Genomic DNA, 25,383 nt, shown 5'->3' with positions numbered 1-25,383 from the left:
GCGGGGTTCGAAGCCGAGGGTGGGACGAGGACTCTGGTGCTGGCGATGCCGAGGGTGCTCGCCCCCGGAGCGCGGCTGGGCGTGATCGGGTCGTCGAGCAGATCCACGACAGGCCGCAAGGCTGACCCTCGACCCCGCGCTCCCTGCTCATCCGGGCGGCTGAGCCGTCGGACACGTCCCGTCGCGCCCTACGCTTCGTCGGCAGCCCCACACGTGCTGGTGATCCCTATGGCTGCAGCGGTGGGGTTGGCCAGCAACCGGGGGGTCAGCCCGGATCCGTGGGGCCAGCCACTCATCGTGGCGGCCGGATCAGGCCCCACGCTTCCGCATCTGCCCCACCCTTGCCGGGGGTCCCCGGGGCTGCAGCGGTGGGGCCAGCCATCAACCATGGGGCTGGCCATCAACCCTGGGGCTGGCGATCAACCCTGGGGCTGGCGATCAACCATGGGGCCAGCCATCAACCATGGTGCTGGCCATCAACCATGGGGCTAGCCATCAACCCTGGGGCAGGTCACCAACCATCAGGCCAGCCAGCGCTCGCGTCCTCACTCCTGCAGGCTCGCGCCCACCCGCCCCAGCTCGTCGACGACGCGGCGGACGGCCAACCGGGCGTAGCGGTCGGGGCGGCAGAGGGCCACGATGCTGCGGCGGGCCGGCACGCCGACCAGGGGGCGCAGCACCACCGTGGGATCCGCCGGCGTCGTGAAGCGGGGGAGCAGGGCCAAGGCCGCGCCCTCCGCGACGAGCGCCCGGATGAGGTGGTTGTCGCGCAGCCGCTGCACCCGGTCGAGCCGGCTATCGGTGACCGCCTCGACCGCCTGCAGGATGGTGTCGAAGGGGTAGTCCTCCGGCACGCCGATCCACGCGGTCCCCACAAGGTCCGCGGGGCGCAGCTGCGGGCGGTCGGCGAAGGGGTGGGAGAGCGGCAGCGCGACGTCGATGGGTTCGCGCACCAGCACGCGGGTAGTGAGCCCCTCGGCGCCCGCCGGCACGTCGCCGCGCAGGCTGTGGGCGATCACCACGTCGACGTCGAGGGTCCGGGTGGCGTAGTCGGCCTCGGCCAGGTCGAAGTCGTCCAGATCCAGCTCGATGTCGGTGTCTCGCAGCGCGTCCACCAGGCCAGGGAGCAGAGCCTGCCCGGCGCTCGGCAGCGTGCCGATGGCGACCCGGCCCCGCGGCTCCCCGCGCGCCGCGTCCAGTCGGGCCTGCACCTGCGCGTGGACACGGCATACCTCGTCGGCGGCGTCGGCCAGCAGCTGTCCCTCGGCGGTGAGCCGCACCCCTCGCCCGACCGGCTCGACCAGCGCGACGCCCAGCTCCCGCTCCGCGGTGCGCAGCTGCTGCGAGAGGGCGCTCGGCGTGCGGTGCGTGGCCTCGGCGACCGCCGCCAACGTGCCGCGCACGGCGAGCTCGCGCAGCAGCTCCAGGTGTCGCACCTCCACGGCGGCAGTCTAGCGATCTCTTTAGGGCAGATGATGAGTATCTTCACAAACAGTCGCTAGACCTACGCGGACGGTCGTCTCAGACTCGGGGGTATGCCGCTGCGCCACACCCTCCTCGCCGTCTCCGTCGCGGTGCTCTGGGGCCTCAACTTCCTGGCGATCCACGCCTCGCTGGAGCACTTCCCGCCGATCTTTCTTGTGGCGTTGCGCTTCGCGGTGCTCGCCGCGCCGACGATCCTGCTGGTGCCACGACCGCAGGTGCCGCTGCGCTGGCTCATCGGCTACGGGCTGGGCTTCGGCACGCTGCAGTTCTTCGGGCTCTACCTCGGGATGGCCGCCGGCTTCCCCGCCGGGCTCGCGTCCCTGGTGCTGCAGGCGTCGGCTCCCTTCACCGTCGTGCTGGGGGTGCTGCTCCTGCGCGAGCGGCTCACGCCGCGCCGCGCCCTGGGCGTCGGGGTGGCGGTGGCGGGCCTCGCGCTGGTGGGGCTGAGCCGGGCCGAGGCGACGAGCTGGGGACCCTTCCTGCTCGTGGTGCTCGGCGCCTTCGGCTGGGCGCTCGGCAACCTCGCCAGCCGGCTGGCCGCAGCACCCAACCCGCTGCACCTGACGTTGTGGATGTCGGTCGTCCCACCGCTGCCCATGCTGGCGGTGTCGTTGCTCGTCGAGGGGCCGGCGGAGATCGGGAGCGCGCTGGCGACCTCCCTGGACACGGCGGCAGTGCCCGCCTGGCTGGGGCTCGCCTACACCGTCGTCCTCGGCACGGTCGTGGGGTCCGGGATCTGGGTCTGGCTGCTTACCCGGCACCCCGCCGGGGTGGTCGCGCCGTTCTCCATGCTCGTGCCGGTCGTCGGGATCAGCGCCGCCTGGTGGGCCTTGGGGGAGCGGCCCACGCTGCTGGAGCTGGCCGGTGGTGCGCTCGTGGTCGGCGGCGTGCTGTGGGCCGCCATCGTGCCGCGCCGGCTGCCGCCGCGGGGCGCTCGGCGGTCGCGGCGACGTCGGTCGGACCTCGCGGCCAGCACGCGCGCCTAGGGGTCGGCGGGGTCGGGCCCTTCCTCGACGCCCCGGACACGGCGCGACGGGCCGACCACCAGGGGGTGGCCGGCCCGTCGCCTGTCACGGGAGTAGGTCCGGATCAGCTCCGCAGACGTGGAGCGGTCGCCGGCGAGCGCGGCACGTCAGGCCCGGGGCCCTTGCCGCGCTTGTCGGGTCCCTGTGGCCCACCCAGGGCCGGTGCGCCAGTCAGCGAGGCGCAGACAGCCGCCGCTGACAGGCCGGCGAGCGCGGTGCGGCTCGCTCGTGTGGTCAATCGTGGTCTCATGGTCACTCCCTCGTGACAGGTTGCCGTGGGCCTTTCCACGGTTTCCGTCACTGCCGCCTGACGTCAAGGGAGAGCACTGGCACTTTCGTGCCGTGCCAGGGTTTCGCCGAGACGTCTGATCGGGCCGGAGGGGTATGAAGGATCTCTCCGTCGCGCCGGGCGGGCCGTGACCGCCCGGCGGGTCGCGTCGCTCAGGCGGCCGCGCGCGGGCGCAGCGGCAGGTCCCGGATGACCAGCCAGGCGCCGAGCGCCGTCAGGGCGAGCACGGCCAGCGACAGCCCGAGGGTCGGTGCGGTCGACAGGTCGCGCACCGCCTGGACCCACGCCGGCGGGTCGCTGGGGTTGAAGCTGCCGCGCAACGTCACGCTGCCGCACAGCACGTCCTGGGCGAAGAACGGCAGGCCTGCCGTAAGCGGCAGCAGCAGCGTGGCCCACCCACCCCACCGGACGAAGCTGGCTCCGACCATCAGGCCGGACGCAGCCGCCGTGGTGCACTGCAGCGCGAGGACACCGATGACGGCATACACCGGCGCGGGATGCCAGACCCCCGCGCTGGTCGTGGTCTCGACCGCCTCGATGCCCACGGCCCACAGGCCACCCGATCCCAGGGCGAGGACCAGCCCGACGAGCGCCGAGGAGACCAGCCCGGCGAGCACGACGGCGCGCCTGGTGAAGCCGGCGTGCACCAGCGGCCGCACGACGGCGCCCACCGTGCCGATGAGGGCCGCGAAAGCCAGCCACGGGACGGTCGAGACGCTGAGGTAGCCCAGGAGCGTGGTCGGCAGGAGGGTCTCGCCGTCGCTGAGCCGCGCCGTCGCATAGGCGATCGCCCAGCCGAGCGCGAGGACCACCAGGGTGCCGAGCGCGAAGATCAGACCCTGCCGACCGACGTGCCGGCTCAGGCGGAGCCACGGCGCGGAGGGCGCTCCCGACGTCGACGGGGTGGCCTGCGGGCTGGAGGTCTGGGCGGTGGTCATGCGGCGTCCTTGCTGGTGCGGCTGGTGAGGTGGATGAAGAGGTCCTGCAGGGCCACGGGCCCCAGCTGCAGGCCCTGTCGCTGGGCCTCGTCGACCCAGGCGGGGTGGGCGGCGCCGAGGACGGTCGCCTCCCGCGTGGGCCCGAGGTCGCGTGTCCCCACGGTGCGCAACTCACGGGTCATCGCGTCGACCGTGTCCGCCCGCCCGGTGACCGTCATGCCCCGCGCGCGGAGGTGGTCGGCCTCCTCGGAGAGCAGCACCCGCCCCTCGTGCAGGATCGTGACGGTCTCGAGCAGGTGCTCGACCTCGCCGATGAGGTGGCTGGAGAGGAGGACGGTCCGCGGGTGCTCGGCGACGTCGGCGATGAGCAGCTCGGTGAACTCCTGCCGGGTCGGGGCGTCCATGCCCAGGTGGATCTCGTCGAGCATCGTCAGCGGCGCGCGCGTCGCGAGCCCGATGGTGGCTCCCACCACGGACTGCTGCCCGCGGGAGAGCTTGCTCAGCGGCCGGCGCAGGGAGATGCCGAACCCGTCGAGCACGCCCTCGGCGAGACCGCGGTCGAAGCCGGGGCGGCCCACCTGCTGCAGTCGCAGGATGTCGCGGATCCGGCTGTCGGAGCCGAGGTCGCCCGACGCGCGCACCAAGCAGGTGCCGGCCATGAGGTCGGCGTCCTCGAACGGGTCTCGCCCGTCCAGCGCGATCGATCCGCTGGTCGGCCGCTGGAAGCTGGCGAGTGTCGACAGCAGCGTGGTCTTGCCCGCGCCGTTGCGGCCGAGCAGGCCGTGGATGCGCCCCGGCTCGAGGTCGAGGGTGACGTCGTCGAGGGCGCGGGTGTCGCCATACCGGACGCGCAGGTCCCGGGTGGTCACGGTGAGGCCGGTCATGAGTGGTCCTTGTCGTCGGTCAGGTTCTGCTGGAGGTATGTCGTGAGCTCGGTCGCGGTGATGCCGAGGGCGGCCGCCTCGCGCACCACGGGTGCCAGGCGCTCCTCGACGAAGGTCGCCCGGCGCCGGTCGCGCAGCCGCTCGGTGGCGCCTGCGGCGACGAACATGCCGACACCGCGGTGCTTGACCAGGACGTCCTCGGCCACCAGCTCGGCGAAGGCCTTGGCGGCCGTCGCGGGGTTGATGCGGTAGGTCGTGGCGTACTGCGTCGTGGACATCACCTGGTCGCCGTCCTGGAGGGCGCCGCCCAGGATCTCGCCCCGGATCGCCTCGGCGATCTGGAGGTAGATCGGGTCCCGTCCATCGAACATCTCGCCTCGCTTCTGTGGTTCATTACATGACTAATGAACCACAGAACCATCGCGCCCGTCAAACCCCGCGGGTCCCCGTCCGGGCATCCCTAACGATTTGTGACCGAACCGATAACCGTGCATGATGGAGTCATGCGCTCTCGGGGCTGGCACCTCACCACGTGCCACGAAGTCGACTTCCAGCGCGTCAGCAGCATGCTGATGTGCACCTGTCGCTGACCCCACCCTGCCCGCCGGGTCCACGCGCCGCCCCCGCAGCACGACGCCCCACGCGTCGCCACCTGCGCACGCCGCGCGGCCCCCGACCAGCGACACCCCGAGGACACCCATGAGCACCGATACCCCCACGCCGGCCCGCGCCACCGTCCGGCCCTCCCGCTCCACCAAGCCGCAGGGCCAGTGGGCGATCGACGGCCGTGCGCCGCTCAACGGCAACGAGGAGTTCAAGGCCGCCGACAACGGCCTCAACGTCCGCGAGCGGATCGAGCAGATCTACTCCCGCCAGGGCTTCGACTCCATCCCCACCGACGACCTGCATGGTCGTTTCCGCTGGTGGGGGCTCTACACCCAGCGCAAGCCCGGCATCGACGGCGGCCGCACCGCCCAGCTCGAACCGCACGAGCTCGAGGACTCCTTCTTCATGCTCCGCGTCCGCAGCGACGGCGGGGCGCTGACCACCGAGCAGCTCCGGACGATCGGCGAGATCTCCACGGAGCTCGCCCGCGACACCGCCGACGTCAGCGACCGGCAGAACATCCAGCTGCACTGGATCCGCGTCGAGGACGTCCCCGAGATCTGGCGTCGGCTGGAGGCGGTCGGCCTGTCCACCACCGAGGCCTGCGGCGACACCCCGCGCGTCATCCTCGGCTCGCCCGTGGCCGGCATCGCCGCCGACGAGATCCTCGACCCCACCCCGGTCATCACCGAGATCGTCGACCGCTTCATCGGTGACCCGGAGCTGGCCAACCTGCCGCGCAAGTTCAAGAGCGCGATCACCGGGCACCCCAGCCTCGACGTCGTCCACGAGATCAACGACATCTCCCTCGTGGGCGTGGTCCACCCCGAGCTCGGCCCCGGCTTCGACCTCTGGGTCGGCGGCGGGCTCTCGACGGCACCGCGGTTGGCCGAGCGCCTCGGCGTCTGCGTCACCGCCGAGCAGGCGCCCGACGTCTGGCACGGCGTCGTCCAGATCTTCCGCGACTACGGCTTCCGCCGGCTGCGCAACAAGGCCCGGCTCAAGTTCCTCCTCGCCGACTGGGGGCCGGAAAAGTTCCGCCAGGTGCTCGAGGACGACTACCTCGGGTATGCGCTCCCGGACGGCCCGGCGCCCGCGCCCGCCTCCGGCCCTGGTGACCACGTCGGGGTGCACGAGCAGAAGGACGGGCGTCGCTACGTCGGGCTCGCCCCAACGGTCGGCCGGGTCAGCGGCTCGACCCTCACCGGCCTCGCGGATCTCGCCGAGCGGGTCGGCTCCGGGCGGGTGCGGCTCACGCCGCACCAGAAGATCGTCGTCCTCGACGTGCCGGCCGAGCAGACCGAGACGCTGCTCGGCGGCGCCACCGCGCTCGGCCTGACCGCCGCGCCCTCCATCTTCCGGCGCTCCACCATGGCGTGCACCGGCATCGAGTTCTGCAAGCTCGCGATCGTCGAGACCAAGGCCACCGCGGTCACGGCCGTCGCCGAGCTCGAGCAGCGCCTCGCCGACGTCGAGCCGCTGCTGGACCACCCGATCAGCCTGCACGTCAACGGCTGCCCCAACTCCTGCGCCCGCATCCAGACCGCCGACATCGGCCTGAAGGGCCAGATCATCACCGACGACGCGGGCGAGCAGGTGCCCGGCTTCCAGGTCCACCTCGGCGGCGGCCTCGCCTCCGTCGACCGCGACGGCGAGGCCGGGCTGGGGCGCACCGTCCGCGGGCTCAAGGTGAGCGCCGAGGACCTGCCGGACTACGTCGAGCGGGTCATCCGCCGGTATGCCGACGCACGCCAGGGGGGCGAGAGCTTCGCCACCTGGGCGCACGCCGCGAGCGACGAGGAGCTGTCATGACGACCGCGACGACCACGAAGACCGAGACCCCTGAGCAGCGCACCGCGCGGCTACGCGCCATCGCCGAGGACGCGAACGCCCGGTTCGCCGCGGTCGAGGCCGACCTCGGCCACCAGGCGCTCGCCGACGCGGTGCTGGCCTGGGTCGCCGAGGAGTTCGTCGACTCGTTGGCCGTCGCCTGCAGCATGGCCGACGCGGTGCTGCCGCACGTCGTCGCCGAGCACCGGCCGGGCGTCGACGTGCTCTTCCTCGACACCGGCTACCACTTCCCCGAGACGCTGGAGACCCGCGACCGAGTCGCCGACCTGCTCGACGTCACCGTCGTCGACGTGACGCCCGAGCGCACCGTCGCCGAGCAGGACGCCGAGTTCGGGGCCAAGCTGCACGACCGCGACCCGGGCTCGTGCTGCGCCATGCGCAAGATCGAGCCACTGCGCCGGGCCCTGTCGGGGTATGACGCGTGGGTCACCGGGATGCGCCGCGAGGAGGGCCCGACCCGGGCCGACACCCCGCTGGTGACCTACGACGAGGCCTTCGGGTTGGTGAAGATCAACCCCCTGGCCACGTGGACCTTCGAGGAGCTCCTGGCCTACTCCGAGCGCGAGCTGCTGCCCGCCAATCCCCTTCTGGCGCAGGGCTATCCGTCCATCGGCTGCGCTCCCTGCACGCGCCCGGTCGCCCCGGGGGAGGATCCGCGGGCCGGCCGCTGGGCCGGCTTCGCCAAGACCGAGTGCGGCCTGCACTCGGGCGACGGTCCCGGCGCCAGCACGTCGGGAGCGACACCGACCGAGACCCCGCTGCCCACCCCGACCATCCCCAAGGAGGCGTGATGACCACGCTCATGAGCCAGAGTGCGGGCGAGACGGCATACCTGAGCAGTGCCGACGCCCAGGGGGCCGGGCACGACCTGCTCGACACCCTGGAGAGCGAGGCCATCCACATCATCCGTGAGGTGGTGGCCGAGCTCGAGCGCCCCGCGCTGCTCTTCTCCGGCGGCAAGGACTCGGTCGTCATGCTGCACCTCGCGGCGAAGGCGCTGTGGCCGGCGCGGGTGCCCTTCCCGGTGCTGCACGTCGACACCGGCCACAACTTCCCGGAGGTGCTCGCCTTCCGCGACGCGACCGTCGAGCTGCTCGGGATCGAGCTGGTCGTCGCGAGCGTGCAGGACTACCTCGACGACGGGCGGCTGCGCGAGCGTGCCGACGGCACCCGCAACCCGCTGCAGACGCTGCCCCTGCTGGACGCCATCGAGGAGCACCGTTTCGACGGCGTCTTCGGCGGCGGCCGGCGCGACGAGGACAAGGCGCGCGCCAAGGAGCGCGTCGTCAGCCTGCGCGACGCCTTCGGTCAGTGGGACCCGAAGAACCAGCGCCCCGAGCTGTGGCGGCTCTACAACACCCGGCACCGCCCGGGCGAGCACGTGCGCGTCTTCCCGCTGTCGAACTGGACCGAGCTCGACATCTGGCGCTACATCGCCCGAGAGGGCATCGAGCTGCCGGGGCTCTACTACGCGCACGAGCGAGAGGTCTTCGAGCGCGACGGCATGCTGCTGTCGCCCGGGCCGTGGACCCAGCCGCGGGCGGGGGAGCAGGTCGTGAACCGCTCGGTGCGCTACCGCACCGTCGGTGACATGTCGTGCACCGGCGCCGTCGAATCGGTCGCCGACGACGTCGACGCCGTGATCGCCGAGGTCGCCGCCACGACGATCACCGAGCGCGGCGCGACTCGCGCCGACGACCGCCTCTCCGAGGCCGCCATGGAGGACCGCAAGAAGGAGGGGTACTTCTGATGAGCACCCACACCCTCGCCCAGCCCCCCTCGCGCGAGGTGGCCGGACCGACCAGCCTGCTGCGCCTGGCCACCGCCGGCTCGGTCGACGACGGCAAGTCGACCCTCGTCGGGCGCCTCCTGCACGACACCAAGTCGGTCCTCGCCGACCAGCTCGCGGCGGTCGAGGCGGTCAGTCGCCGGCGCGGCTGGACCGGCGAGCTCGCCGACCTCGCGCTGCTCACCGACGGGCTGCGCGCCGAGCGCGAGCAGGGCATCACCATCGACGTGGCCTACCGCTACTTCGCGACGCCGCGGCGCTCGTTCGTCCTGGCCGACTGCCCCGGGCACGTGCAGTACACCCGCAACACCGTCACCGGCGCCTCCACCGCCGACGCGGTGGTCGTCCTCGTCGACGCCCGCAACGGCGTGGTCGAGCAGACCCGGCGGCACCTGGCCGTGGTCGCGCTGCTCCGGGTGCCGCACGTCGTCGTGGCGCTCAACAAGATCGACCTCGTCGAGGACCCGGAGGCGGTCTACGAGGAGGTGTCGGCGCAGATCGTCGAGCTCTCGGCGGTGCTGCGGCTGCCCCCGTCGACCGCGGTGCCGCTCTCGGCGCTGCACGGCGACAACGTCGTCGATCGTTCGGCGACCACCCCCTGGTATGCCGGGCCCACGCTGCTCGAGCTGCTCGAGACCCTGCCGGCCGGGTCGGAGGAGGTGGACGCGTCCTTCCGGCTCCCGGTGCAGCTCGTGCTGCGCCCGCAGCACGGGGCCGTCTCGCCCGAGCACGTCGACTACCGGGGGTATGCCGGTCACGTCGCCTCCGGGGCGGTCGCCGTCGGGGACGAGGTCGTCGTGTCGCCGTCGGGGCGGCGCACCACCGTGGTCGGGATCGACCGGGGCGGGCGCAGCGTGGAGCGCGCCGAGGCGCCGCTGTCGGTGACGCTGCGGCTGGCCGACCAGGTCGATGTCTCCCGCGGCGACCTCATCGCCGCCGCCGCCGATGCGCCCAGCCCGGTGTCGTCGGCCGACGCGGTGCTGTGCTGGCTTGCCGAGCAGCCGCTCGTGCCGGGGGCCAGGGTGCTGGTCAAGCACGGCACCCGAACGGTGCGGGCCAAGGTCGCCGGCCTCACCGAGCGGCTCGACATCGGCACGCTGGAGGTCGAGCCGGCGGAGCGGGCCGAGCTCAACGACCTCGTGCGGGCCTCCCTCGTGCTGGCCGAGCCGCTCCCGCTGGAGCCCTACGCCGACGCCCGCGACGGGGGGTCGTTCCTCGTGCTCGACCCGCAGGACGGGACCACCCTGGCGGCCGGCATGGTCGGCGCCGAGCTGCGGGGCTGAGCGCGATGACGACGACCCTTCCCACCGTGACCGACCGCGCGATATGCCGTGACTGGCCGCGCCATATGCGTGGACCGGCCGCGCGATATGCGGTGACCGCCCGCGCGATATGCCGTGACTGGCCGCGCGGTATGCCTGGACCGGCCGCGCGGTATGCGGTGACCGGAGGAGATGCGCGATGACACGGCATACCTCACCGATGTTGCTGGGGCTCCAGCTGAGCGGCCGCCGCGTCGTGGCCGTGGGCGGGGGAGCCGTGACCGCGCGCCGGGTCGCCGACCTGCTCGCCGAGGGCGCCGTCATCGAGGTCGTCGCGCCCGACCTCGTCGCCGACCTGGCCGACCGAGCCGCGGCGGGTGAGCTGACCTGGACCCGGCGTGGGTATGCCGGACCGACCGACCTCGACGGCGCCTGGCTGGTGCATACCGCGACCGGCGACCCCGCGATGGACCTGCGCGTGACCGACGACGCCGAGGCACGGCATACCTTCTGCGTCAACGCCAGCGACGCCGCCCGAGGGACCGCGCAGGTGCCCGCCCGCGCCGAGGTGCCGACCCCGACCGGCAAGGTGCGGGTGGCCGTGCACGCGGGCGGCGACCCGCGCCGGGCAATGGGCATCCGCAACGACCTGGCCGACCACCTCGTCTCCGGCGTCGTCGACCTGCGCAACCACCGGCCGCACGGCGGCTGGGTGGCGCTGGTGGGTGCCGGTCCGGGCGACGAGCAACTGTTGACCCGGCGCGCCACGACCCTGCTCGCAGCGGCGGACGTCGTGGTGACCGACCGGCTGGTGCCGCAGGCGGTGCTCGCCCGGCTGCCGGAGAGCACGCGCGTCATCGACGTGGGTAAGCAGCCGCAACACCACCCGGTGCCCCAGGACGAGATCAACCGGATCCTCGTCGAGGAGGCGATGCGCGGCCACGCGGTGGTGCGGCTCAAGGGCGGCGACCCCTACGTCCTCGGTCGCGGCGGCGAGGAACGCGCCGCGTGCGAGGCGGCAGGCGTCCGCGTCGAGGTCGTGCCCGGCATCACCAGCGCCGTCTCGGTGCCCGCGGCGGCGGGGATCCCGGTGACGCACCGGGGCCTGGCGCGCGGCTTCACCGTCGTGACCGGGCACGAGGAGCTGCCCGGGCTGCCGACCGGCACGGACCACACCCTCGTCGTGCTCATGGGGATCGCCGGTCTGCGGGAGACCGCGACGCGGTTGATCGCGGCGGGGCGGCCTGCGACCTGCCCGGTCGGCATCGTGGAGAACGGCTGGACCGCCGACCAACGCACGACACTGGGCACCCTCGCCGACATCGCGGACCGCGCTGAGCGGGTCGGCGTCCGCTCGCCGGCGGTCGTCGTGGTGGGCGACGTGGTGACCCTGGCGCACGACTGGGCGGGCGAGCAGCCCGCCGGGCGTGTGGTCGATGCGGTGGCCGGTCGGGCGCGGGAAGCCGTGGCGTGACGATGTCATCCCTGGTGCTGATCGCGCTCGCCGGCTTCGGCGCACAGCTCGTGGATGGCTCCCTCGGCATGGGGTATGGCGTCACTTCCACCTCCCTCCTCCTCGCCACCGGCCTCGCGCCGGCGCTGGCGAGCGCCTCGGTCAACCTCGCGCAGCTCGGCACCACCCTCTCCTCCGGCACCGCGCACTGGCGGGCCGGCAACGTCGACTGGGCCATCGTGCGGCGGCTCGCGCTGCCCGGTGGCCTCGGCAGTCTCGCCGGGGCGATGCTGCTCTCCTCGCTGTCGACCGCGGCGGCGCGGCCGGTCATGGCGGTGCTGCTCCTGCTGCTGGGGGTGGGGGTCATCGTCCGCTTCCTCACCCGGCCACCGCAGCGCGACCACGCGGGTGGGGCGTGGACGCGGAGCCGTGGCTTCCTCGGGCCCTTGGGGCTCGTGGGCGGCTTCGTCAACGCGACCGGGGGCGGTGGCTGGGGGCCGGTCGTCACCTCGACCCTGCTCACGACCGGCCCGGCGGCGCCGCGGCGGGTGATCGGGTCGGTGTCGACGGCGGAGTTCGTCGTCACGGTGTGCGCGAGCCTGGGATTCGTCGTGGGGCTCGGTCTCGGCGGGCTGCACGTTGGCACCATCCTGGCGCTCATGCTGGGCGGGGTGCTGGCCGCGCCCATCGCGGCGCTGCTGGCCGGGAAACTGCCGCCCGCCGTGCTCGGCGTGGCCGTCGGGTCGATGATCGTCAACCTCAACCTCGGGCCGGTCCTGCAGCTGGTCGGGATCGACGGTCAAGGCGCCCTGCTCACTCGGTTGGCGGCGCTCGCGGTATGCCTGCTCATCCTCCTCGTCGTCGTCACCGGTGCGGTGCTGCGGCGGCTGCGGGAGCCGGCCAGCGACCAGGCCGGCGCCGACCCCGACGCCGAGGCCGAGGCCGACGCCGCTCGGGAGCCCGAGTCCGAGGCCGTGCCGGACGGCGTGCGATGAGCGAGCCCGTCCGATGACCCACTCCAGGCCCCACCGAGCGTCGCGAATGGTTGCCCCAGACCCCACCGAGCGTCGCGAATGGTTGCCCCACACGTCACCGAGCGTCGCCTGTGGTGGGTCGGCAGGCAACCATGAGTGAGGCTCGGACGGTGGCGAGGCCTCGCCCTCTGGTGGTAGCGGCTCACGGGACTGCGGACCCCCGAGGACAAGCGGCCGTGGTGGCGTGCGCACAACGGGCTGCCAGACTCCTGGACCTGGACGACGTGCGGGTCGGCTACGTGGACGTCTGCGGCCCGACCCTCGAGGAGGTGCTGGCCGATCTGGCGGGCTCGGACCCGGTGATCGTGCCCTACTTCCTCGCCTCGGGCTATCACGTCCGGCACGACGTGCCGTCCGCCGTCGAGGGGCTGACCGGCGCGACTGTCACCCCGGCACTCGGGGTCGACGCCCTGGTGCTGGAGGCGCTCGCGTCGCGCGTGGCCGAGGCCCTGCCCGGACCCGACGCGGTGCTGCTCGTCGGCGCTGGATCGAGCGTCGATGCCGCCCGCGCCGAGGTCGCGGCCGTGGCCGACCGGCTCGGCAAGCGCCTCGACGCCGCCACCGGCACCGCCTTCCTGAGCGGACCCGGCCCCCGCCCCGAGGAGGAGTTGGACCGCCTGCGGGCGCACGGGCATACCCGCATCGTGCTGGCCTCCCATCTGCTCTCGCCCGGCTTCTTCCTCGACAAGGCGCACGCGCTCGCATCCGCGGCTGACGTGGACGGCGCGGAGGCGTCCGCCCAGGGAGAGCGAGCTGGCGGCCAGCCTGCGCGGGTGGTCGCGACTGGCCCACTGGGCACTCACCCAGCGCTCGCCGAGCTGGTCGCCCGGCGTTACCGCGAGGCCGCCGCCACTCCAGGATCCACCGGGCGTCGCGCATGGTTGCGGGGAGACCGACCGGGCGTCGCGCATGGTTGGTGCGCGCTGTCGGATCGGGCACCCGAGGCTCTCGGTGGATGTCAAGTGCACTTGACGTGCCAGCTTGTGTCAAGCACACTTGACGCATGAGCACGAGAGTCATGTGGGGCATGGTGGGGCTGTTCGTGGTGACGGGTTACGTCCTGCTCGACACGGTGGGTGAGTCGTGGCCATGGCAGCTCCTCGCCTTCGCGCTCATCATCATGCCGGTGGCCATGGCGGCCAACATCACCGCCGGTCGTCGCCGCGCGCAGCGCCGTGAGGACTCGCCGGACAGTGTGGAGTATCAGGCAGCCGTCGCGGCGCGCAGTGACGCCTTCACCGCCTCGCTGCTCATCATGGCGCTGCTCATGCTGGCCCTCATGGTCGTACCGGGACCGTGGTCGTGGCTGTGGGCCCTCGGGGGTCTCGTGGTGGGTGTCGCTGCCTTCTGGGTGCGCTACCAGGTGCTGCTGGGCCGCCTGCGTGGCTGAGACCACGAGCATCCTGCGCTCCGTGCGTGCCGAGCGCGGCTGGAGCCAGGCGCAGCTCGCGGCTGAGGTCGGGGTGTCGCGGCAGACGATCAACGCCATCGAGACGGGCAAGTTCGACCCCAGCCTCCCCCTCGCGCTCCGGATCGGGCGACTGTTCGGCATGCCGGTCGAGCAGATCTTCGCGCTCGGGGACGACTGAACCGGTGCTGGTGACGCAGGCGTGCGTCCGCCCACGCCTGCGTCACCAGCACGCGGACCACGACCGCACAGGTATGACGTAGAGCGCTCTCCGACAGCCCGTCACCTCCCTAGGAAGAGGCCCGTGAGTGTGCAGCAGGGAGCAGGAGGTCGCCGGCGACCGACGCTGGAGCAGGTCGCCCGGTATGCCGGGGTGTCCCGCGCCACCGTCTCCCGCGTCGTCAACCGCGCCAGCACCCTCGACCCGCAGCTGCGCGAGACGGTCGAGCAGGCGATCAGGGACCTCAACTACGTGCCAAGCACGCGGCTCGCTCGCTCATGACCCGCCGCACCGACACGGTGGCGCTGGTCGCCTCGGAGACGGAGGAGCGGGTCTTCGGCGACCCGTTCTTCGCCCAGGTGCTGCGGGGTGCCAGCCAGCGGCTCAACGCCGACGGGGTCGAGCTCACCTTCACCATGACCCAGGCCGACGACGACCCTGACTCGCTGGTGCGTTATCTCACCGGCGGCCACGTCGGCGGGGCGCGGACCGCAGCCCAGCACCTGCGGCGCCAGGGCCGTCAGCGCGTCGCCACCGTGACCGGTCCGCTCGACATGTCAGCCGGGGTCGACCGGCTCGAGGGCTTCCGTGCGGGGCTGGGTCGCGACTTCAACAAGGACCACGTGGCCCACGGCGACTTCGCCACCGAGTCGGGGACCGCCGCCACGGCGACCCTGCTCGACCACGACCCCCATCGACGGTCTCTTCTGCGCCTCCGACCTCATGGTGCTGGGCGCTGACGACGATGCGTCAGCGCACGGTCGAGCAGGGGCGAGCGATGGCGCAGCTGCTGCTGGAGCAGCTGCAAGGCGGCGGGCCCGAGGGCCCGCCGCGCTCCCTCGTCCAGGACGTTGAGCTGGTCGTCAGAGAGTCCGCCTGACCCCCCCTATCAGGCGGACCCGACCACCGTCACTGCCCGGACCGTCCCGTCCCGCGCGAGCAGCGCCCGGGAATCCTCGAGGCTCAAGGCCATGCCGTCGGCCACCTCGCGCGAGCCGTCCCGCCGGGTCACCTCGACCCGTCCTCCGCCCACGCCGCCGGCCGCGGCGCGGCCCACGCCACCTGCGCCGCCGCCCACGCCGAGCGCCGCACCCGTCGCCACACCTGTCCCGGCCGCGCGCCGATACCGCACGGGGACCCCCGCCGCCGTGAAGGCCAGCATCCCGGGGTCGACCTCGACGCCGGCCACCTGCCCGTCCACGTCGAGGTACTCCAGCACGCCGCGCCCCGTGCTCCAGTCCGCCTCGCGCACCGCGCCGACGTCGAAAAGCACGATCCCGTCCTCGGCCCGCAGCCCGAGCTCGGCGAAGGGGATGAGCACGTCCTCCTTGACCTGCCCGGTCATCGCAGGCTGCTGCGTCCCGCGCCCCGCTGGCCGGTGCCGCTGCGGACATCGGTGCCGTCGAGGCCTGCTGACCGCACTGCCCTGCTTGTGACACAGGCGTTCTCGGGTGAACGCCTGTGTCACAAGCACGTGCCCTGGCGTGCGTGACGACCTCAGCGCAGCACGCGCTGCGCCGAGCGGACCTCGGGGCCCAGCCGGGCCATCTCGGTCACCAGGTCCTGCCCCGCCGCGAGGAGCGCGTCGTCGGAGACCGGCTCCAGCGCGTCGAGGATGAACAGCGCCGCCGTGGTCTCGTCGCGCAACGCGGTGCGGCGGGTCTGGCGCCAGTTCCACCGGCGGCAGGTGACGCCCTCGTCGTCGCGCCACACGACCTCACCGGCATCGGGGTGCTCGACCGCGGACTCGCCCGACGCCATCGTCTCGAAGTGCTCGTCCCCGGCGGCGCGCACCAGGCGGGGCGGCCCGGCATACCGATCCAGATCCTCGCCGCCGAGGGGGATCTGGTGGAGCACCGAGATCGCGTTGTAGAGGTCGGTGAGCCGGTTGACGCGCGGCAGCCCGTCGTCGACGCGGCGCAGCAGCGACTCCAGGCTGTGCCGGGTGCGCTGCGGCTTCGCGCCGAAGGAGCGGTATGCCTCCCGCCAGGCCGCGACGTGCGGCAGGTCGAGCAGGTCAGCCCTACCGATCGCCTCGCGGGCCGCCTCCCGCGCTGCCTGCAGGCGTGCCTCGCTGTGCGCGTCGCTCGCCGCCGGGTGGATCCCCTCGACCGCGATGAGCAGCGCGCGATAGTCCGGCCGCAGCGCCCGCACCGCGTCGTCGATGGATGCCCCCGCCAGGAATCCCTCAAGATCGTGTCCACCCATGCCCCCACCCTGCCGCAGCGGCAGGGTGCGACACCCACGGGGGCACCACGACGAGTGCGGGCCGGCCCCGAAGGACCGACCCGCACCCGTCATGACGTCAGCTGTGGATCACAGCCCGTCGATGCGGCTCTCCGGAGCGGTGATGTCCGGGTTGTCGCCGAGGTATGCCTCCAGCGCCGGCAGGTCCTCGGGGCCACCGGTCAGCTCGGTGCCCTCGGTGAAGGCGGTGAACAGGTCGCCGCCCTCCTGCAGGAAGTTGTAGAGGCTGACGCGGTAGGTGGCATCCAGGTCCATCTGCTCGCCGTTGAGGGTCATCGAGCCCTCCACGACGCGCGAGCCCTGCGGCTGGCTGTCGTCCCAGGTGTAGCCGAAGCCCTCGGACACACCGAGCGCGAGCGTCGGGCGGGAGCCACGAGCCTCGACCGGCTGGTACTGCTGCTCCAGCGCCTCCTCGATCTGCGCGCCCGTCATCGTGATGGTCACGATCCGGTTGCCGAAGGGCAGGACGTCGAAGGCCTCCTGATAGGTCACGTCGCTCGGCGCCTCGTCGTACTTCGGCGCGTAGAGCAGGCTGGCCCGGGTGCCGCCGACGTTCTGGAAGGCGATCTGGCCGCCGCCCTCGTCGGCACCGTCGGTCGCCGCCAGGATCGAGTCCGCGACCAGGTCGGCCATCGGCGTCTCGATGCCACGGTCGCCGCCGGAGTCACCGGTGATGTCCTCGGCGACGGTGCCGATGACGCGGGCGCCCTCGACCTCGCTCAGGCTCTTCCACTTGGCGATGATCTCGGTCTGCTCGGTGTCGGGCCGCAGGTTCTGCCGGACGAGGTGGTTGCGGGCGCGGCTGCGCTCGCGGATGACGTCACCGGTGGCGCGGTCGATGGCGAGGCGCGACTCGGTGACGGCCTGACCGTAGGACGCGGCGCTGGTGACCAGCCGCTCGTCGCCCTCCGGGTCGGGGATCGAGCAGACGTAGGCCTCGTGCGTGTGGCCGGTGATGATCTGGTCGACGTCGGCGGTCATCTGCGTGGCGATCGTGGCGATCGGGTCGGAGATGCCCTCGCAGTCGTTGTAGTCGCCCGCCTGGTAGCCACCCTCGTGCAGGAGCACCACGATGGCCTCGACGCCCATGGCCGTGAGCACCTCGGCCTGCTCGTTGGCGGTCTCGACCTCGTCGCGGAAGGTCACGTCGGCGACGCCGGCCGGGCTCACCAGGGTCGGGGTGGCCTCGAGGGTCATGCCGATGAAGCCGACACGCTCGGTGCCGACCTGCTTGATGCTGGTGCCCGGGAGCAGCGTGCCCGTGCCGTTCTTCTTCTCGACGTTGGCCGCGAGCCACTGGAAGTCGGCACCGTCGTAGGGGTCGTTCTCGAAGTAGCAGCCGTCCTCCGGGTGGCAGCCGCCGTTCTGCATCCGCAGCAGCTCCTGGGTGCCCTCGTCGAACTCGTGGTTGCCCACCGAGCTCACGTCGAGGCCCATCGCGTTGAGCGACTCGACGCTCGGCTCGTCGTGGAAGAGGCCGGACAGGAAGGGTGAGCCACCGATGAGGTCACCGGCGGCGACGGTGAGGCTGGTGCGCGAGCCGGCCCGCTTGCGCAGCAGGTCGAGCTGGGCGGAGAGGTACTCCGCGCCACCGGCGTCACGGCCGCTGCCTTCGGAGTCGAGCGGACCATCCGTGGCCTCGAGATGGCCGTGGTAGTCGTTGAAGGAGAGGAGCTGGAGGGATTCGGTGCCACGGTTGTCGGGCTTGGCGGCCTGGGCGGGGACACTGGCGAGCAGGCCGGTCGCGACGAGCGAGGCGGCGAGCCCGAGGCCCATGAGGCGGTTACGGGAGGACGTCATCGTGCACTTCCTGTGGTGTCGTACGGGACTGGTCAAGAAAACCACAGGTGCGGAGGATCTGCAGCCGTGGACGTTCGTCTGTCCGCGGTGTCATCGGGATTTCATGCGGACGTCACGCGCCCGATGTGCTATCGCGCGAGTTGATCCTCCAGGTGGAAGACCTCGGTGAGCTCGATGAATCCCAGGTCCGGCGGGACGTCGAGGTCGACGAAGAACTCGCCCATCTCCTCCTGCCACCGCGCGTTGACCTCGCGCTGCTGCATACCTCGGACCGCGGCGCCCAGATCTGGTGTCTCGACGTAGCCGATGAGCAGACCATCCGCGCGCAGGAAGAGGGAGTAGTTGTGCCAGCCGGTCTCCTGCAGCGCGCGCAGCATGTCGGGACAGACCTCGGCGTGCCGACGGGTGTAGTCGTCGAGGCGGTCCGGCTTGACCTGGAGTTGGAAGCAGACGCGGCGCACGAGTCGTCCTCTCGTCGTTGAAATGTTTCACTCGACGGTATGCCGTGCCGCTGGGGGCGTCAAGCACGCGGCGGAACATCGTCGCGGACGCCTCTGTTGGACCAGGTATGCGTATCGTCATCATCGGAGGACACGGCAAGGTCGCGATGCTGCTCAGCCCGCTGCTGGGCGAGCACGAGGTGGATGCGGTCATCCGCAACCCCGAGCACGCGAGCGACATCGAGCAGGTCGGGGCGACGCCGGTCGTCGCCGACGTGCAGAGCATGAGCACCGACGAGCTCGCCGAGCTGCTCGGCGGGCACGACGCGGTGGTCTGGTCGGCGGGTGCTGGCGGGGGAGACCCGGAGCGGACCTACGCCGTCGACCGCGACGCCGCCATCCGCACCATGGACGCGGCCGGGCAGGCCGGCGTCGACCGCTACCTCATGGTCAGCTATCTCGGCGCCCGCACCGACCACGGGGTGCCGGAGGACAACGGCTTCTTCGCGTATGCCGAGGCCAAGGCTGCGGCGGACGAGCACCTGCGCGGCTCGGGGCTGGGCTGGACGATCATCGCGCCGGGGCACCTGAGCCTGGGTGAGCCGACCGGCCAGATCGAGGTGCGGGGCAGCGGGCCGGGATCCGACCCGCGTCCGGCCGACGGCAGCGAGCTCGCCGACGTGGCACGGGCCGACGTGGCCGCAGTGATCGCCGCGGTCCTCGGCCGCGACGACCTCACCGGCCGGATGATCGAGTTCGTCGGCGGGTCGACCCCGATCGACGAGGCCCTCGACGCGGTGGCCACCGGCGCCTGAGGAGGAGCTCCCACGGCCGCGACTTGTGGCGCGATGCTGTTCTTGTGGCGCGTCTACAACGCGCCACAAGAACACCGTGGCGCGACGAGTGCGGGAGGGGCCACCCCCTGTCGCGAGCCTCAGGCGCCGGGCGACTCGTCCAGGATCGGTTGCTTGGGCAGCCGCTTGACCCGCTTGGGCCGGCGCGAGCGCGTGGGTATGAGGGAGCGCATGTTCTCGTGCTTGCCGAAGCACAGCAGCCGGTCGCCGTCCTCGAGCACCTTGGCCCCGGCTGGGTTGGGGACCACCCGGGTTCCCCGGTGCAGGGTCAGCACCTGGATGTCCTTCTCCCACAGGCCAGATGCCTCGATGGTCGACCCGACCAGTTCCGAGCCGGACATGACCGCGATCTCGGCGACGCCATACCCGGTCGAGACCGCCAGTCGCTGGCGCACGTCGATGTCGGGGAAGCCGGCCTGGTCGGCGATGTAGTCGACGATCGCGCCCGCGACGTCGAGCTTGGTCGCGGCCTCGATGCCCTCCAGGCCCGGCGAGGAGTTGACCTCCATGACCAGCGGCCCGTCGTTGCCCTCCAGCATGTCGACCCCGGCCACCCGCAGGCCCATGATGTGGGCGGCGCGGACGGCGACCTGCTGATACTCCGGGTCGAGGTCGACCGGCTCGACGCGGCCGCCGCGGTGCACGTTGGAGCGGAACTCATCGCCCTGGGCGACCCGCCGCATCGCCGCGACGACCCGGTCGCCGACGACGAGCGCGCGCACGTCCTTGCCCTTGGACTCCTTGACGAAGCGCTGGATGAGCACCTGCTGGTTGGTGCCGTGCAGCGTCTCGATGATCGCCTCGGCGACCTTCATCGTGGGCGCGAGGATGACGCCGATGCCCTGGGTGCCCTCGAGCAGCTTCACGACGACCGGGGCGCCGCCGACCATCTCGATGGCGTGCGGGATCTCGGCGCGGTTGCGCACGAAGGCGGTCGCCGGCATACCGATGTTGTGCTTGGACAGGATCTGCGTGGCGCGAAGCTTGTCGCGGCTGTTCATGATGCCGTTGGCGGTGTTGGGCGTGTAGACGTCCATCTGCTCGAACTGCCGCACGACCGCGGTGCCGAAGTAGGTGACCGACGCCCCGACCCGCGGCAGCACCGCGTCGTAGGTCGACAGCGGCTTGCCGCGGAAGTGCAGATCGGGCTCGTCGCCGGAGAGGTCGATCCCGAAACGCATGGTGTCGAGGACCTTGACCTGGTGGCCGCGCTCCAGGGCGGCGGTGCGGAGGCGCTGCGTGGAGTAGGCGCGCAGGGAGCGGGAGAGGATCGCGAGTTTCATGGGGACGTCCTGAGAGGATGACCGGGTGACAGGGCAACCGCATCTCATCACAGATCAGACCGTCGTCGGGTGGCGGGAGTGGGTCCAGATCCCGGGCGTCGGTGTGCCGTGGATCAAGGCCAAGATCGACACCGGCGCCAAGACGTCGGCGATCCACGCCTTCGACCTGCGCGCGGTCGATCGAGGCGGTCGCGACTGGGTCCGCTTCAGCGTCCACCCGTGGCAGGCGACCGCCTCCGACGCCGTGGAGGTGGAGCTGCCGGTCCACGACTCCCGCTCGGTCCGCTCCTCCTCCGGCCACGAGGAGGAGAGGTATGTCGTGCTCCTCCCGTTGCTCCTCGGTGGCCGCGAGGTGCAGGCCCAGGTCACGCTGACCGACCGCGACGAGATGGGCTTCCGCATGCTGATCGGGCGGGAGGCGCTGGTGCAGGGCTTCCTCGTCGACCCGGCGCAGTCGTATGCCGGGGGTCGTCCCGAGCGCGCCGTGCGGCGGAAGAACTGGGGCAAGCAGTGAGCGAGGCGACGACGGCGTCCGCGACCGCAGCGGACGTGCGACCGGGCGAGGCTGCGGCGCGCCGACCGCGCGCCCGCAAGCTCCGGCCGTCCTTCCCGATCGGCACCGTCAAGGTCCGGGCCGGCAGCCGCCGCGAGGTGTCGCTGCCGATCTCCCGTCTCGTCACCGGCGCCGAGGTGAGCCTGCCGGTGCACGTGCTGCACGGCCGCGAGGACGGGCCGACGGTGTGGCTCTCCGCCGCGATCCACGGCGACGAGGTCGTGGGCATCGAGGTCGTGCGGCGGGTGATGGCGGTGCTGGACCCGAAGACGATCCGCGGCACGGTGCTGGCCGTCCCGATCGTCAACGTGCTCGGCGTGATGTCGGGCGACCGCTACCTGCCGGATCGCCGCGACCTCAACCGCAGCTTCCCCGGGTCGGCGCGCGGATCGCTCGCGGGGCGCATCGCCCACCTGATGATGAAGGAGATCATCGGCCCGTCGGATGTCGGGATCGATCTGCATACCGGAGCGGACCGGCGCACCAACCTGCCGCAGATCCGCTGCGACCTGGAGGACCCGCAGACCCGGGCGCTGGCCGAGGCGTTCGGCGCGCCGGTGATGTATCACGCCAAGCTCCGCGACGGCTCGCTGCGGTATGCCGCGCGGGAGCGGGGAGCGCGGGTGCTGCTCTACGAGGGCGGCGAGGCGTGGCGCTTCGACGACTGGGCGATCGAGGCGGGGGTCGTCGGGGTGCTGCGCGTGCTGGCCCACCTCGGGATGATCGACGTCGACGAGGTCGACGTGCGGCCGGTCGGCACGCCGAGCGAGGTGTGCTGGCGCAGCGGCTGGGTGCGGGCGCGCCGCACCGGCATCGTGCACCTCGACGCGGGGCTCGGCGAGCACGTGACGCAGGGCCAGAAGCTCGGCGAGCTCTTCAACTCCTTCGGCAAGCGGCTGGCGATCGTCAAGGCCGACCGGGGCGGCGTGGTCATCGGCCGAGCCGAGGCGCCGCTGGTCAACCGCGGCGACGCGCTCGTGCACATCGGCGAGATCGACTCGACGGACCGGTCGGGGCTGGACGAGGACGCGCGGGACACCGACACGCCCTGAGGCGGGCGGGGTGCGCGGTTGCCCGCTGGCCCGGCGTGTCGCGCACAGGGCGGACCAGCCCTGCGGCGTGTCGCACGTCATGGCGTGCATCGTGCAGCAAGTCGACCGCAACACGACCACCGCCAGCGCCGCGGTGACCGTCACGGATGCTGACGCCGTGCATGCTGGGGTGAGCTGGATGGTCAACATCGCGGGGTCTCAGGCGTCCTGACGGCTGCCTCGGATCGCGGCGTACGAGCGTGCCAGCCCGAGAGACTGGTTCTCCCGTCATGGTGTGGCTACACTTGTGGCTATGACTGTGGACGCTGCAATGGCCCTGCGTGACGTGAAGAACCGTCTCTCCGAGGTGGTGGACCAGGTCGAGCGCGAGCACGACCGCGTCACCATCACGCGGCATGGCAAAGCGGCGGCCGTGGTCATCAGCGCTGACGACCTCGAGTCGCTGGAGGAGACGCTCAAGATCGCTAGTCGGCCCAGGCTCATGACCCAGGTCCGCGACAGCCTCGCAGAGCTTGCTGATGGCGCGGTGGAGGTCCTGAGCAAGGAAGAGGCCCTCGCGGCGCTGCGCGATTGATGGAGGGGCAATACCAAGTCGCGTGGACACCCACGGCGAAGCGCGCCTTGCGCCGACTCCCCGAGAAGGTGGCCACTGCGGCCATCGAATTCATCTACGGTCCCCTGGCGACGAACCCGCAGCGCGTGGGCAAGGGATTGCGGGTTGATCTCGAAGGGCTGCACAGCGCGAGGCGCGGGGACTATCGCATCATCTATCGGATCGGTGAGGACGCGACCATTGTCGCCATCGAGCATCGGGCCGACGTCTATCGCTGACACGCCGGCTTAGTCGACTAGACTAAGTCCATGAGTCACGACACGGTGGTGAACATCCACGAAGCCAAGACGCACCTGTCCCGCCTGCTGGAGCGGGTGCAGGCGGGGGAGCGCGTCACCATTGCCCGGGCGGGCATGCCGATCGCCGACCTCGTGCCGCATCACCAGACGCGCGTCACCTATGGGCAACTTGACCTCGCCTACTCCGACCAAGCCTTCCTCGAGGCCGACGACGCCGTGGCAGCGCTGCTGGGGGCGGAGTGAGCCGCTTGCTCCTCGACACCCACGTCATGCTGTGGTTGCTCACGGACGACAAGCGGTTGGGGGCAACTGCCCGGGCCCGGATTGACAGCGCTGTGGCGGTGCTGGTCTCGGCGGCAAGCCTGTGGGAGCTGTCGATCAAGCACTCGATCGGAAAGTTCCCAGACCCCGCACCGATCGGCCCCGCTATAGAGCAGTCGGGTCTGCGCCTGATGCCGATCACCGCCGAGCACGTCCTGGGAGTGCGTGAGAGTCGTCTGGAGCATCGCGATCCACTCGATCGCCTGCTCCTGGCGCAGGCGCACGTCGAAGGGGCGACACTCTTGACGGCGGACGAGCGGGTGCTGCTCGCCGGTGGTCCGGATGTCGCTGACGCCAGAAGCTAGGTATTGCCGCACGGGCGTGGCGGCCGATCGGCGGACGCCTGCCGCTGACGCAGCTCGCCGAAACTCACGCATGAGCTGGGTGGCATCGCGGTGCCCCGGACGTCCTGGAGGTTGACCCGGCGTCCTACCTCGCCAAGCCGAGAAACGTCATCTCGGCTCGCTCACTCGATGCTTCACCGATGATCGACGTGGCATCCTGACGCCATGAACCGCGCCCTCGCCCCGGACCTTGCGCGGGGCGTGATGCTCCTGCTCATCGCGTTGGCCAACATCCCGTGGTTCCTGTATGCCGCAGACACCGGCATGGTGCTGAGCCACCCACTGGGCGCGACGGGCGCGGACCAGGTGGTGCAGTCGCTCATGATCCCGCTGGTGGACACCCGGGCGCTGCCGATGTTTGCGTTGCTGTTCGGCTACGGCATGGTGCAGTTCGCCCGGGCGCAGGAGGCGCGCGGGACGCCGGTCGCGGCCTTCAGGTCGATGATGACCCGCCGCCACGTGGCGCTGCTCGCGATCGGGGCCCTGCACGCGGCGCTGCTCTGGTACGGCGACGTCCTCGGCGCCTATGGCGTCCTCGGCCTGATCCTCTTCCCCATGCTCTTCATGGCGTCGACGCAGACGCTGAAGATCGTGCGTGGGGTGCTGGTGGGGCTGCTGAGCGCCTTCACCGCGCTCATGCTCGGCCTCGGCTTCTCGCTGCTGCGGGTGCCGCAGGAGACGTGGGCGGTCGATGAGCTGGTGATGCCGACGACGGTCAACGCCAACGGCATCGAGAGCTATGCCGCCTCGATCCTCGCGCGGCTCACCGAGTGGGGCTTCATCACCGGCTTTAGCATCTTCGTCCTCCACGTGCCGATCGCCCTGCTCACCGGGTGGATCTGGGCGCGGCAAGGGCTGCTCGACCAGCCGGGTGAGCACCTGCGGCGGCTGCGTCTCACGGCCGCGCTGGGGCTGCCCGTCGCCTGGCTCGGCGGACTGCCGCTCATGCTGGTGCACACGGGCGCCTGGCTGACGCCAGACATCAGCTTCATGTTCCTGGGGTTGCAGGCGCTCACCGGTCTCGCCGGCGGTCTCGGGTATGCCGCACTCTTCGGTCTCCTAGCCGCGCGCCTGGAGCAGCGCGGGGTCGCCGGACCGGTGTCGGGATCGCTGGCGGCGGTGGGGAAGCGGTCGCTGTCGGCATACCTCTGGCAGTCGTTGGCGATGGCGCCCCTGCTCGCGGCGTGGGGCCAGGGGTGGGGAGCGAGCCTCGGGTCAGCGGGCGCCGCGGGGCTGGCCGTCGTGATCTGGCTCGTGTCGGTGCTCCTGTGCGCGTGGCTGGAGCGGGCCGGGCGGCCCGGGCCGGCGGAGGTCGTGCTTCGGCGGATCACCTATGGCGGTGCCGGTCGGGGCGCCGAGATCACGGTGAGGTCCTCGTCCTGAGGCCTACCTC

The 25,383-nt window shown here is 71.9% G+C and carries 30 protein-coding genes; 21 read left to right on the top strand and 9 right to left on the bottom strand.

Going from position 1 to position 25,383, the window contains the following annotated elements; all coding sequences use genetic code 11:
- Positions 1 to 545 precede the first annotated feature (545 nt).
- Positions 546 to 1,442: a LysR family transcriptional regulator gene (locus AC5PYY_RS03715; RefSeq protein WP_493898449.1), complete on the bottom strand. Its 897-nt coding sequence runs from the start codon at positions 1,440 to 1,442 to the stop codon at positions 546 to 548.
- Between the two features lie 93 nt (positions 1,443 to 1,535).
- Here AC5PYY_RS03715 and AC5PYY_RS03710 point away from each other — a divergent pair, with 93 nt between their 5' ends.
- A complete protein-coding gene (locus tag AC5PYY_RS03710; RefSeq protein ID WP_493898448.1) occupies positions 1,536 to 2,471 on the top strand; it encodes an EamA family transporter in 936 nt (311 codons plus the stop codon).
- A gap of 480 nt (positions 2,472 to 2,951) precedes the next feature.
- On the opposite strand, the gene AC5PYY_RS03705 is transcribed toward AC5PYY_RS03710, so the two are convergent.
- From AC5PYY_RS03705 to AC5PYY_RS03695, 3 genes are read right to left on the bottom strand one after another with little or no spacing between them, the layout of a single operon-like run.
- Positions 2,952 to 3,737, bottom strand: coding sequence for a hypothetical protein (locus tag AC5PYY_RS03705; protein ID WP_493898447.1), 786 nt, complete (start codon positions 3,735 to 3,737; stop codon positions 2,952 to 2,954).
- A complete protein-coding gene (locus AC5PYY_RS03700) occupies positions 3,734 to 4,621 on the bottom strand; it encodes an ATP-binding cassette domain-containing protein (RefSeq protein ID WP_493898446.1) in 888 nt (295 codons plus the stop codon). The genes AC5PYY_RS03705 and AC5PYY_RS03700 overlap by 4 nt, the downstream gene beginning before the upstream one ends.
- Positions 4,618 to 4,992, bottom strand: a complete 375-nt coding sequence (locus AC5PYY_RS03695) for a GntR family transcriptional regulator (protein WP_493898445.1) — start codon at positions 4,990 to 4,992, stop codon at positions 4,618 to 4,620. Before AC5PYY_RS03695 ends, AC5PYY_RS03700 begins: the two co-directional genes overlap by 4 nt.
- A 328-nt stretch (positions 4,993 to 5,320) precedes the next feature.
- On the opposite strand from AC5PYY_RS03695, the gene AC5PYY_RS03690 reads away from it, so the two are divergent.
- The 12 genes from AC5PYY_RS03690 (at position 5,321) to AC5PYY_RS03635 (ending at position 15,124) form a co-directional block, all read left to right on the top strand.
- Complete coding sequence (locus tag AC5PYY_RS03690; protein ID WP_493898444.1) at positions 5,321 to 7,039, top strand: nitrite/sulfite reductase; 1,719 nt, start codon at positions 5,321 to 5,323, stop codon at positions 7,037 to 7,039.
- Entirely contained in the window at positions 7,036 to 7,869 is an 834-nt protein-coding gene (locus tag AC5PYY_RS03685) for a phosphoadenylyl-sulfate reductase (protein ID WP_493898443.1), read from the top strand. Before AC5PYY_RS03690 ends, AC5PYY_RS03685 begins: the two co-directional genes overlap by 4 nt.
- A gap of 11 nt (positions 7,870 to 7,880) precedes the next feature.
- Complete coding sequence (gene cysD, locus AC5PYY_RS03680) at positions 7,881 to 8,828, top strand: sulfate adenylyltransferase subunit CysD (RefSeq protein WP_493899322.1); 948 nt, start codon at positions 7,881 to 7,883, stop codon at positions 8,826 to 8,828.
- On the top strand, positions 8,828 to 10,150 hold the full coding sequence (locus AC5PYY_RS03675) for a sulfate adenylyltransferase subunit 1 (protein ID WP_493898442.1): 1,323 nt from the start codon (positions 8,828 to 8,830) through the stop codon (positions 10,148 to 10,150). Before cysD ends, AC5PYY_RS03675 begins: the two co-directional genes overlap by 1 nt.
- A 178-nt stretch (positions 10,151 to 10,328) precedes the next feature.
- On the top strand, positions 10,329 to 11,603 hold the full coding sequence (gene cobA, locus AC5PYY_RS03670; protein ID WP_493898441.1) for a uroporphyrinogen-III C-methyltransferase: 1,275 nt from the start codon (positions 10,329 to 10,331) through the stop codon (positions 11,601 to 11,603).
- Positions 11,604 to 11,605: 2 nt separating this feature from the next.
- On the top strand, positions 11,606 to 12,577 hold the full coding sequence (locus AC5PYY_RS03665; RefSeq protein WP_493899321.1) for a sulfite exporter TauE/SafE family protein: 972 nt from the start codon (positions 11,606 to 11,608) through the stop codon (positions 12,575 to 12,577).
- A 131-nt stretch (positions 12,578 to 12,708) separates the two neighbouring features.
- Positions 12,709 to 13,623 carry a sirohydrochlorin chelatase gene (locus AC5PYY_RS03660; protein WP_493898440.1) on the top strand — a complete coding sequence of 305 codons (915 nt, stop codon included), beginning with the start codon at positions 12,709 to 12,711 and terminating at the stop codon, positions 13,621 to 13,623.
- Positions 13,620 to 14,006 (top strand): hypothetical protein, encoded by a 387-nt coding sequence (locus tag AC5PYY_RS03655; protein ID WP_493898439.1) that lies wholly within the window; start codon positions 13,620 to 13,622, stop codon positions 14,004 to 14,006. Before AC5PYY_RS03660 ends, AC5PYY_RS03655 begins: the two co-directional genes overlap by 4 nt.
- Positions 13,999 to 14,205 (top strand): helix-turn-helix transcriptional regulator, encoded by a 207-nt coding sequence (locus AC5PYY_RS03650; protein WP_493898438.1) that lies wholly within the window; start codon positions 13,999 to 14,001, stop codon positions 14,203 to 14,205. The genes AC5PYY_RS03655 and AC5PYY_RS03650 overlap by 8 nt, the downstream gene beginning before the upstream one ends.
- Positions 14,206 to 14,328: 123 nt before the next feature.
- Positions 14,329 to 14,526: a LacI family DNA-binding transcriptional regulator gene (locus AC5PYY_RS03645; RefSeq protein WP_493898437.1), complete on the top strand. Its 198-nt coding sequence runs from the start codon at positions 14,329 to 14,331 to the stop codon at positions 14,524 to 14,526.
- Positions 14,523 to 14,984, top strand: a complete 462-nt coding sequence (locus AC5PYY_RS03640) for a LacI family DNA-binding transcriptional regulator (RefSeq protein WP_493898436.1) — start codon at positions 14,523 to 14,525, stop codon at positions 14,982 to 14,984. The genes AC5PYY_RS03645 and AC5PYY_RS03640 overlap by 4 nt, the downstream gene beginning before the upstream one ends.
- 5 nt (positions 14,985 to 14,989) lie before the next feature.
- On the top strand, positions 14,990 to 15,124 hold the full coding sequence (locus AC5PYY_RS03635; RefSeq protein ID WP_493898435.1) for a hypothetical protein: 135 nt from the start codon (positions 14,990 to 14,992) through the stop codon (positions 15,122 to 15,124).
- 9 nt (positions 15,125 to 15,133) lie between these two features.
- Here the strand turns inward: AC5PYY_RS03635 and AC5PYY_RS03630 are convergent, their stop codons facing one another.
- The 4 genes from AC5PYY_RS03630 to AC5PYY_RS03615 form a co-directional block, all read right to left on the bottom strand.
- Entirely contained in the window at positions 15,134 to 15,589 is a 456-nt protein-coding gene (locus AC5PYY_RS03630; RefSeq protein ID WP_493898434.1) for a hypothetical protein, read from the bottom strand.
- A 152-nt stretch (positions 15,590 to 15,741) separates the two neighbouring features.
- A complete protein-coding gene (locus AC5PYY_RS03625; protein ID WP_493898433.1) occupies positions 15,742 to 16,452 on the bottom strand; it encodes a B3/B4 domain-containing protein in 711 nt (236 codons plus the stop codon).
- A 108-nt stretch (positions 16,453 to 16,560) separates the two neighbouring features.
- Positions 16,561 to 18,291 (bottom strand): bifunctional metallophosphatase/5'-nucleotidase, encoded by a 1,731-nt coding sequence (locus tag AC5PYY_RS03620; protein WP_493898432.1) that lies wholly within the window; start codon positions 18,289 to 18,291, stop codon positions 16,561 to 16,563.
- A gap of 128 nt (positions 18,292 to 18,419) precedes the next feature.
- The gene (locus AC5PYY_RS03615; protein ID WP_493898431.1) at positions 18,420 to 18,752 is read right to left on the bottom strand and encodes an L-rhamnose mutarotase; all 333 of its coding nucleotides are present in this window, start codon (positions 18,750 to 18,752) and stop codon (positions 18,420 to 18,422) included.
- 107 nt (positions 18,753 to 18,859) lie between these two features.
- Here AC5PYY_RS03615 and AC5PYY_RS03610 point away from each other — a divergent pair, with 107 nt between their 5' ends.
- Complete coding sequence (locus AC5PYY_RS03610) at positions 18,860 to 19,546, top strand: NAD(P)H-binding protein (protein ID WP_493898430.1); 687 nt, start codon at positions 18,860 to 18,862, stop codon at positions 19,544 to 19,546.
- 119 nt (positions 19,547 to 19,665) lie between these two features.
- Here the strand turns inward: AC5PYY_RS03610 and rimK are convergent, their stop codons facing one another.
- Positions 19,666 to 20,868 (bottom strand): 30S ribosomal protein S6--L-glutamate ligase, encoded by a 1,203-nt coding sequence (gene rimK / locus AC5PYY_RS03605; protein WP_493898429.1) that lies wholly within the window; start codon positions 20,866 to 20,868, stop codon positions 19,666 to 19,668.
- A gap of 25 nt (positions 20,869 to 20,893) precedes the next feature.
- Here rimK and AC5PYY_RS03600 point away from each other — a divergent pair, with 25 nt between their 5' ends.
- The 7 genes from AC5PYY_RS03600 (at position 20,894) to AC5PYY_RS03570 (ending at position 25,373) form a co-directional block, all read left to right on the top strand.
- A complete protein-coding gene (locus AC5PYY_RS03600) occupies positions 20,894 to 21,382 on the top strand; it encodes an ATP-dependent zinc protease family protein (RefSeq protein WP_493898428.1) in 489 nt (162 codons plus the stop codon).
- A 98-nt stretch (positions 21,383 to 21,480) separates the two neighbouring features.
- A complete protein-coding gene (locus AC5PYY_RS03595; protein WP_493899320.1) occupies positions 21,481 to 22,473 on the top strand; it encodes a succinylglutamate desuccinylase/aspartoacylase family protein in 993 nt (330 codons plus the stop codon).
- A gap of 292 nt (positions 22,474 to 22,765) precedes the next feature.
- Positions 22,766 to 23,047, top strand: coding sequence for a type II toxin-antitoxin system Phd/YefM family antitoxin (locus tag AC5PYY_RS03590; protein WP_493898427.1), 282 nt, complete (start codon positions 22,766 to 22,768; stop codon positions 23,045 to 23,047).
- A complete protein-coding gene (locus AC5PYY_RS03585; protein ID WP_493898426.1) occupies positions 23,047 to 23,304 on the top strand; it encodes a type II toxin-antitoxin system RelE family toxin in 258 nt (85 codons plus the stop codon). The genes AC5PYY_RS03590 and AC5PYY_RS03585 overlap by 1 nt, the downstream gene beginning before the upstream one ends.
- A gap of 30 nt (positions 23,305 to 23,334) precedes the next feature.
- Positions 23,335 to 23,568 carry a type II toxin-antitoxin system Phd/YefM family antitoxin gene (locus AC5PYY_RS03580; protein WP_493898425.1) on the top strand — a complete coding sequence of 78 codons (234 nt, stop codon included), beginning with the start codon at positions 23,335 to 23,337 and terminating at the stop codon, positions 23,566 to 23,568.
- Between the two features lie 5 nt (positions 23,569 to 23,573).
- The gene (locus tag AC5PYY_RS03575; protein ID WP_493898424.1) at positions 23,574 to 23,951 is read left to right on the top strand and encodes a type II toxin-antitoxin system VapC family toxin; all 378 of its coding nucleotides are present in this window, start codon (positions 23,574 to 23,576) and stop codon (positions 23,949 to 23,951) included.
- Between the two features lie 204 nt (positions 23,952 to 24,155).
- On the top strand, positions 24,156 to 25,373 hold the full coding sequence (locus AC5PYY_RS03570) for a DUF418 domain-containing protein (RefSeq protein WP_493898423.1): 1,218 nt from the start codon (positions 24,156 to 24,158) through the stop codon (positions 25,371 to 25,373).
- Positions 25,374 to 25,383 lie beyond the last annotated feature (10 nt).

The organism is Serinicoccus sp. JS2-9 (assembly GCF_059025165.1).
Note: the sequence above shows the minus strand (reverse complement) of the source record. Positions and strands in the feature narration are given on the sequence as shown.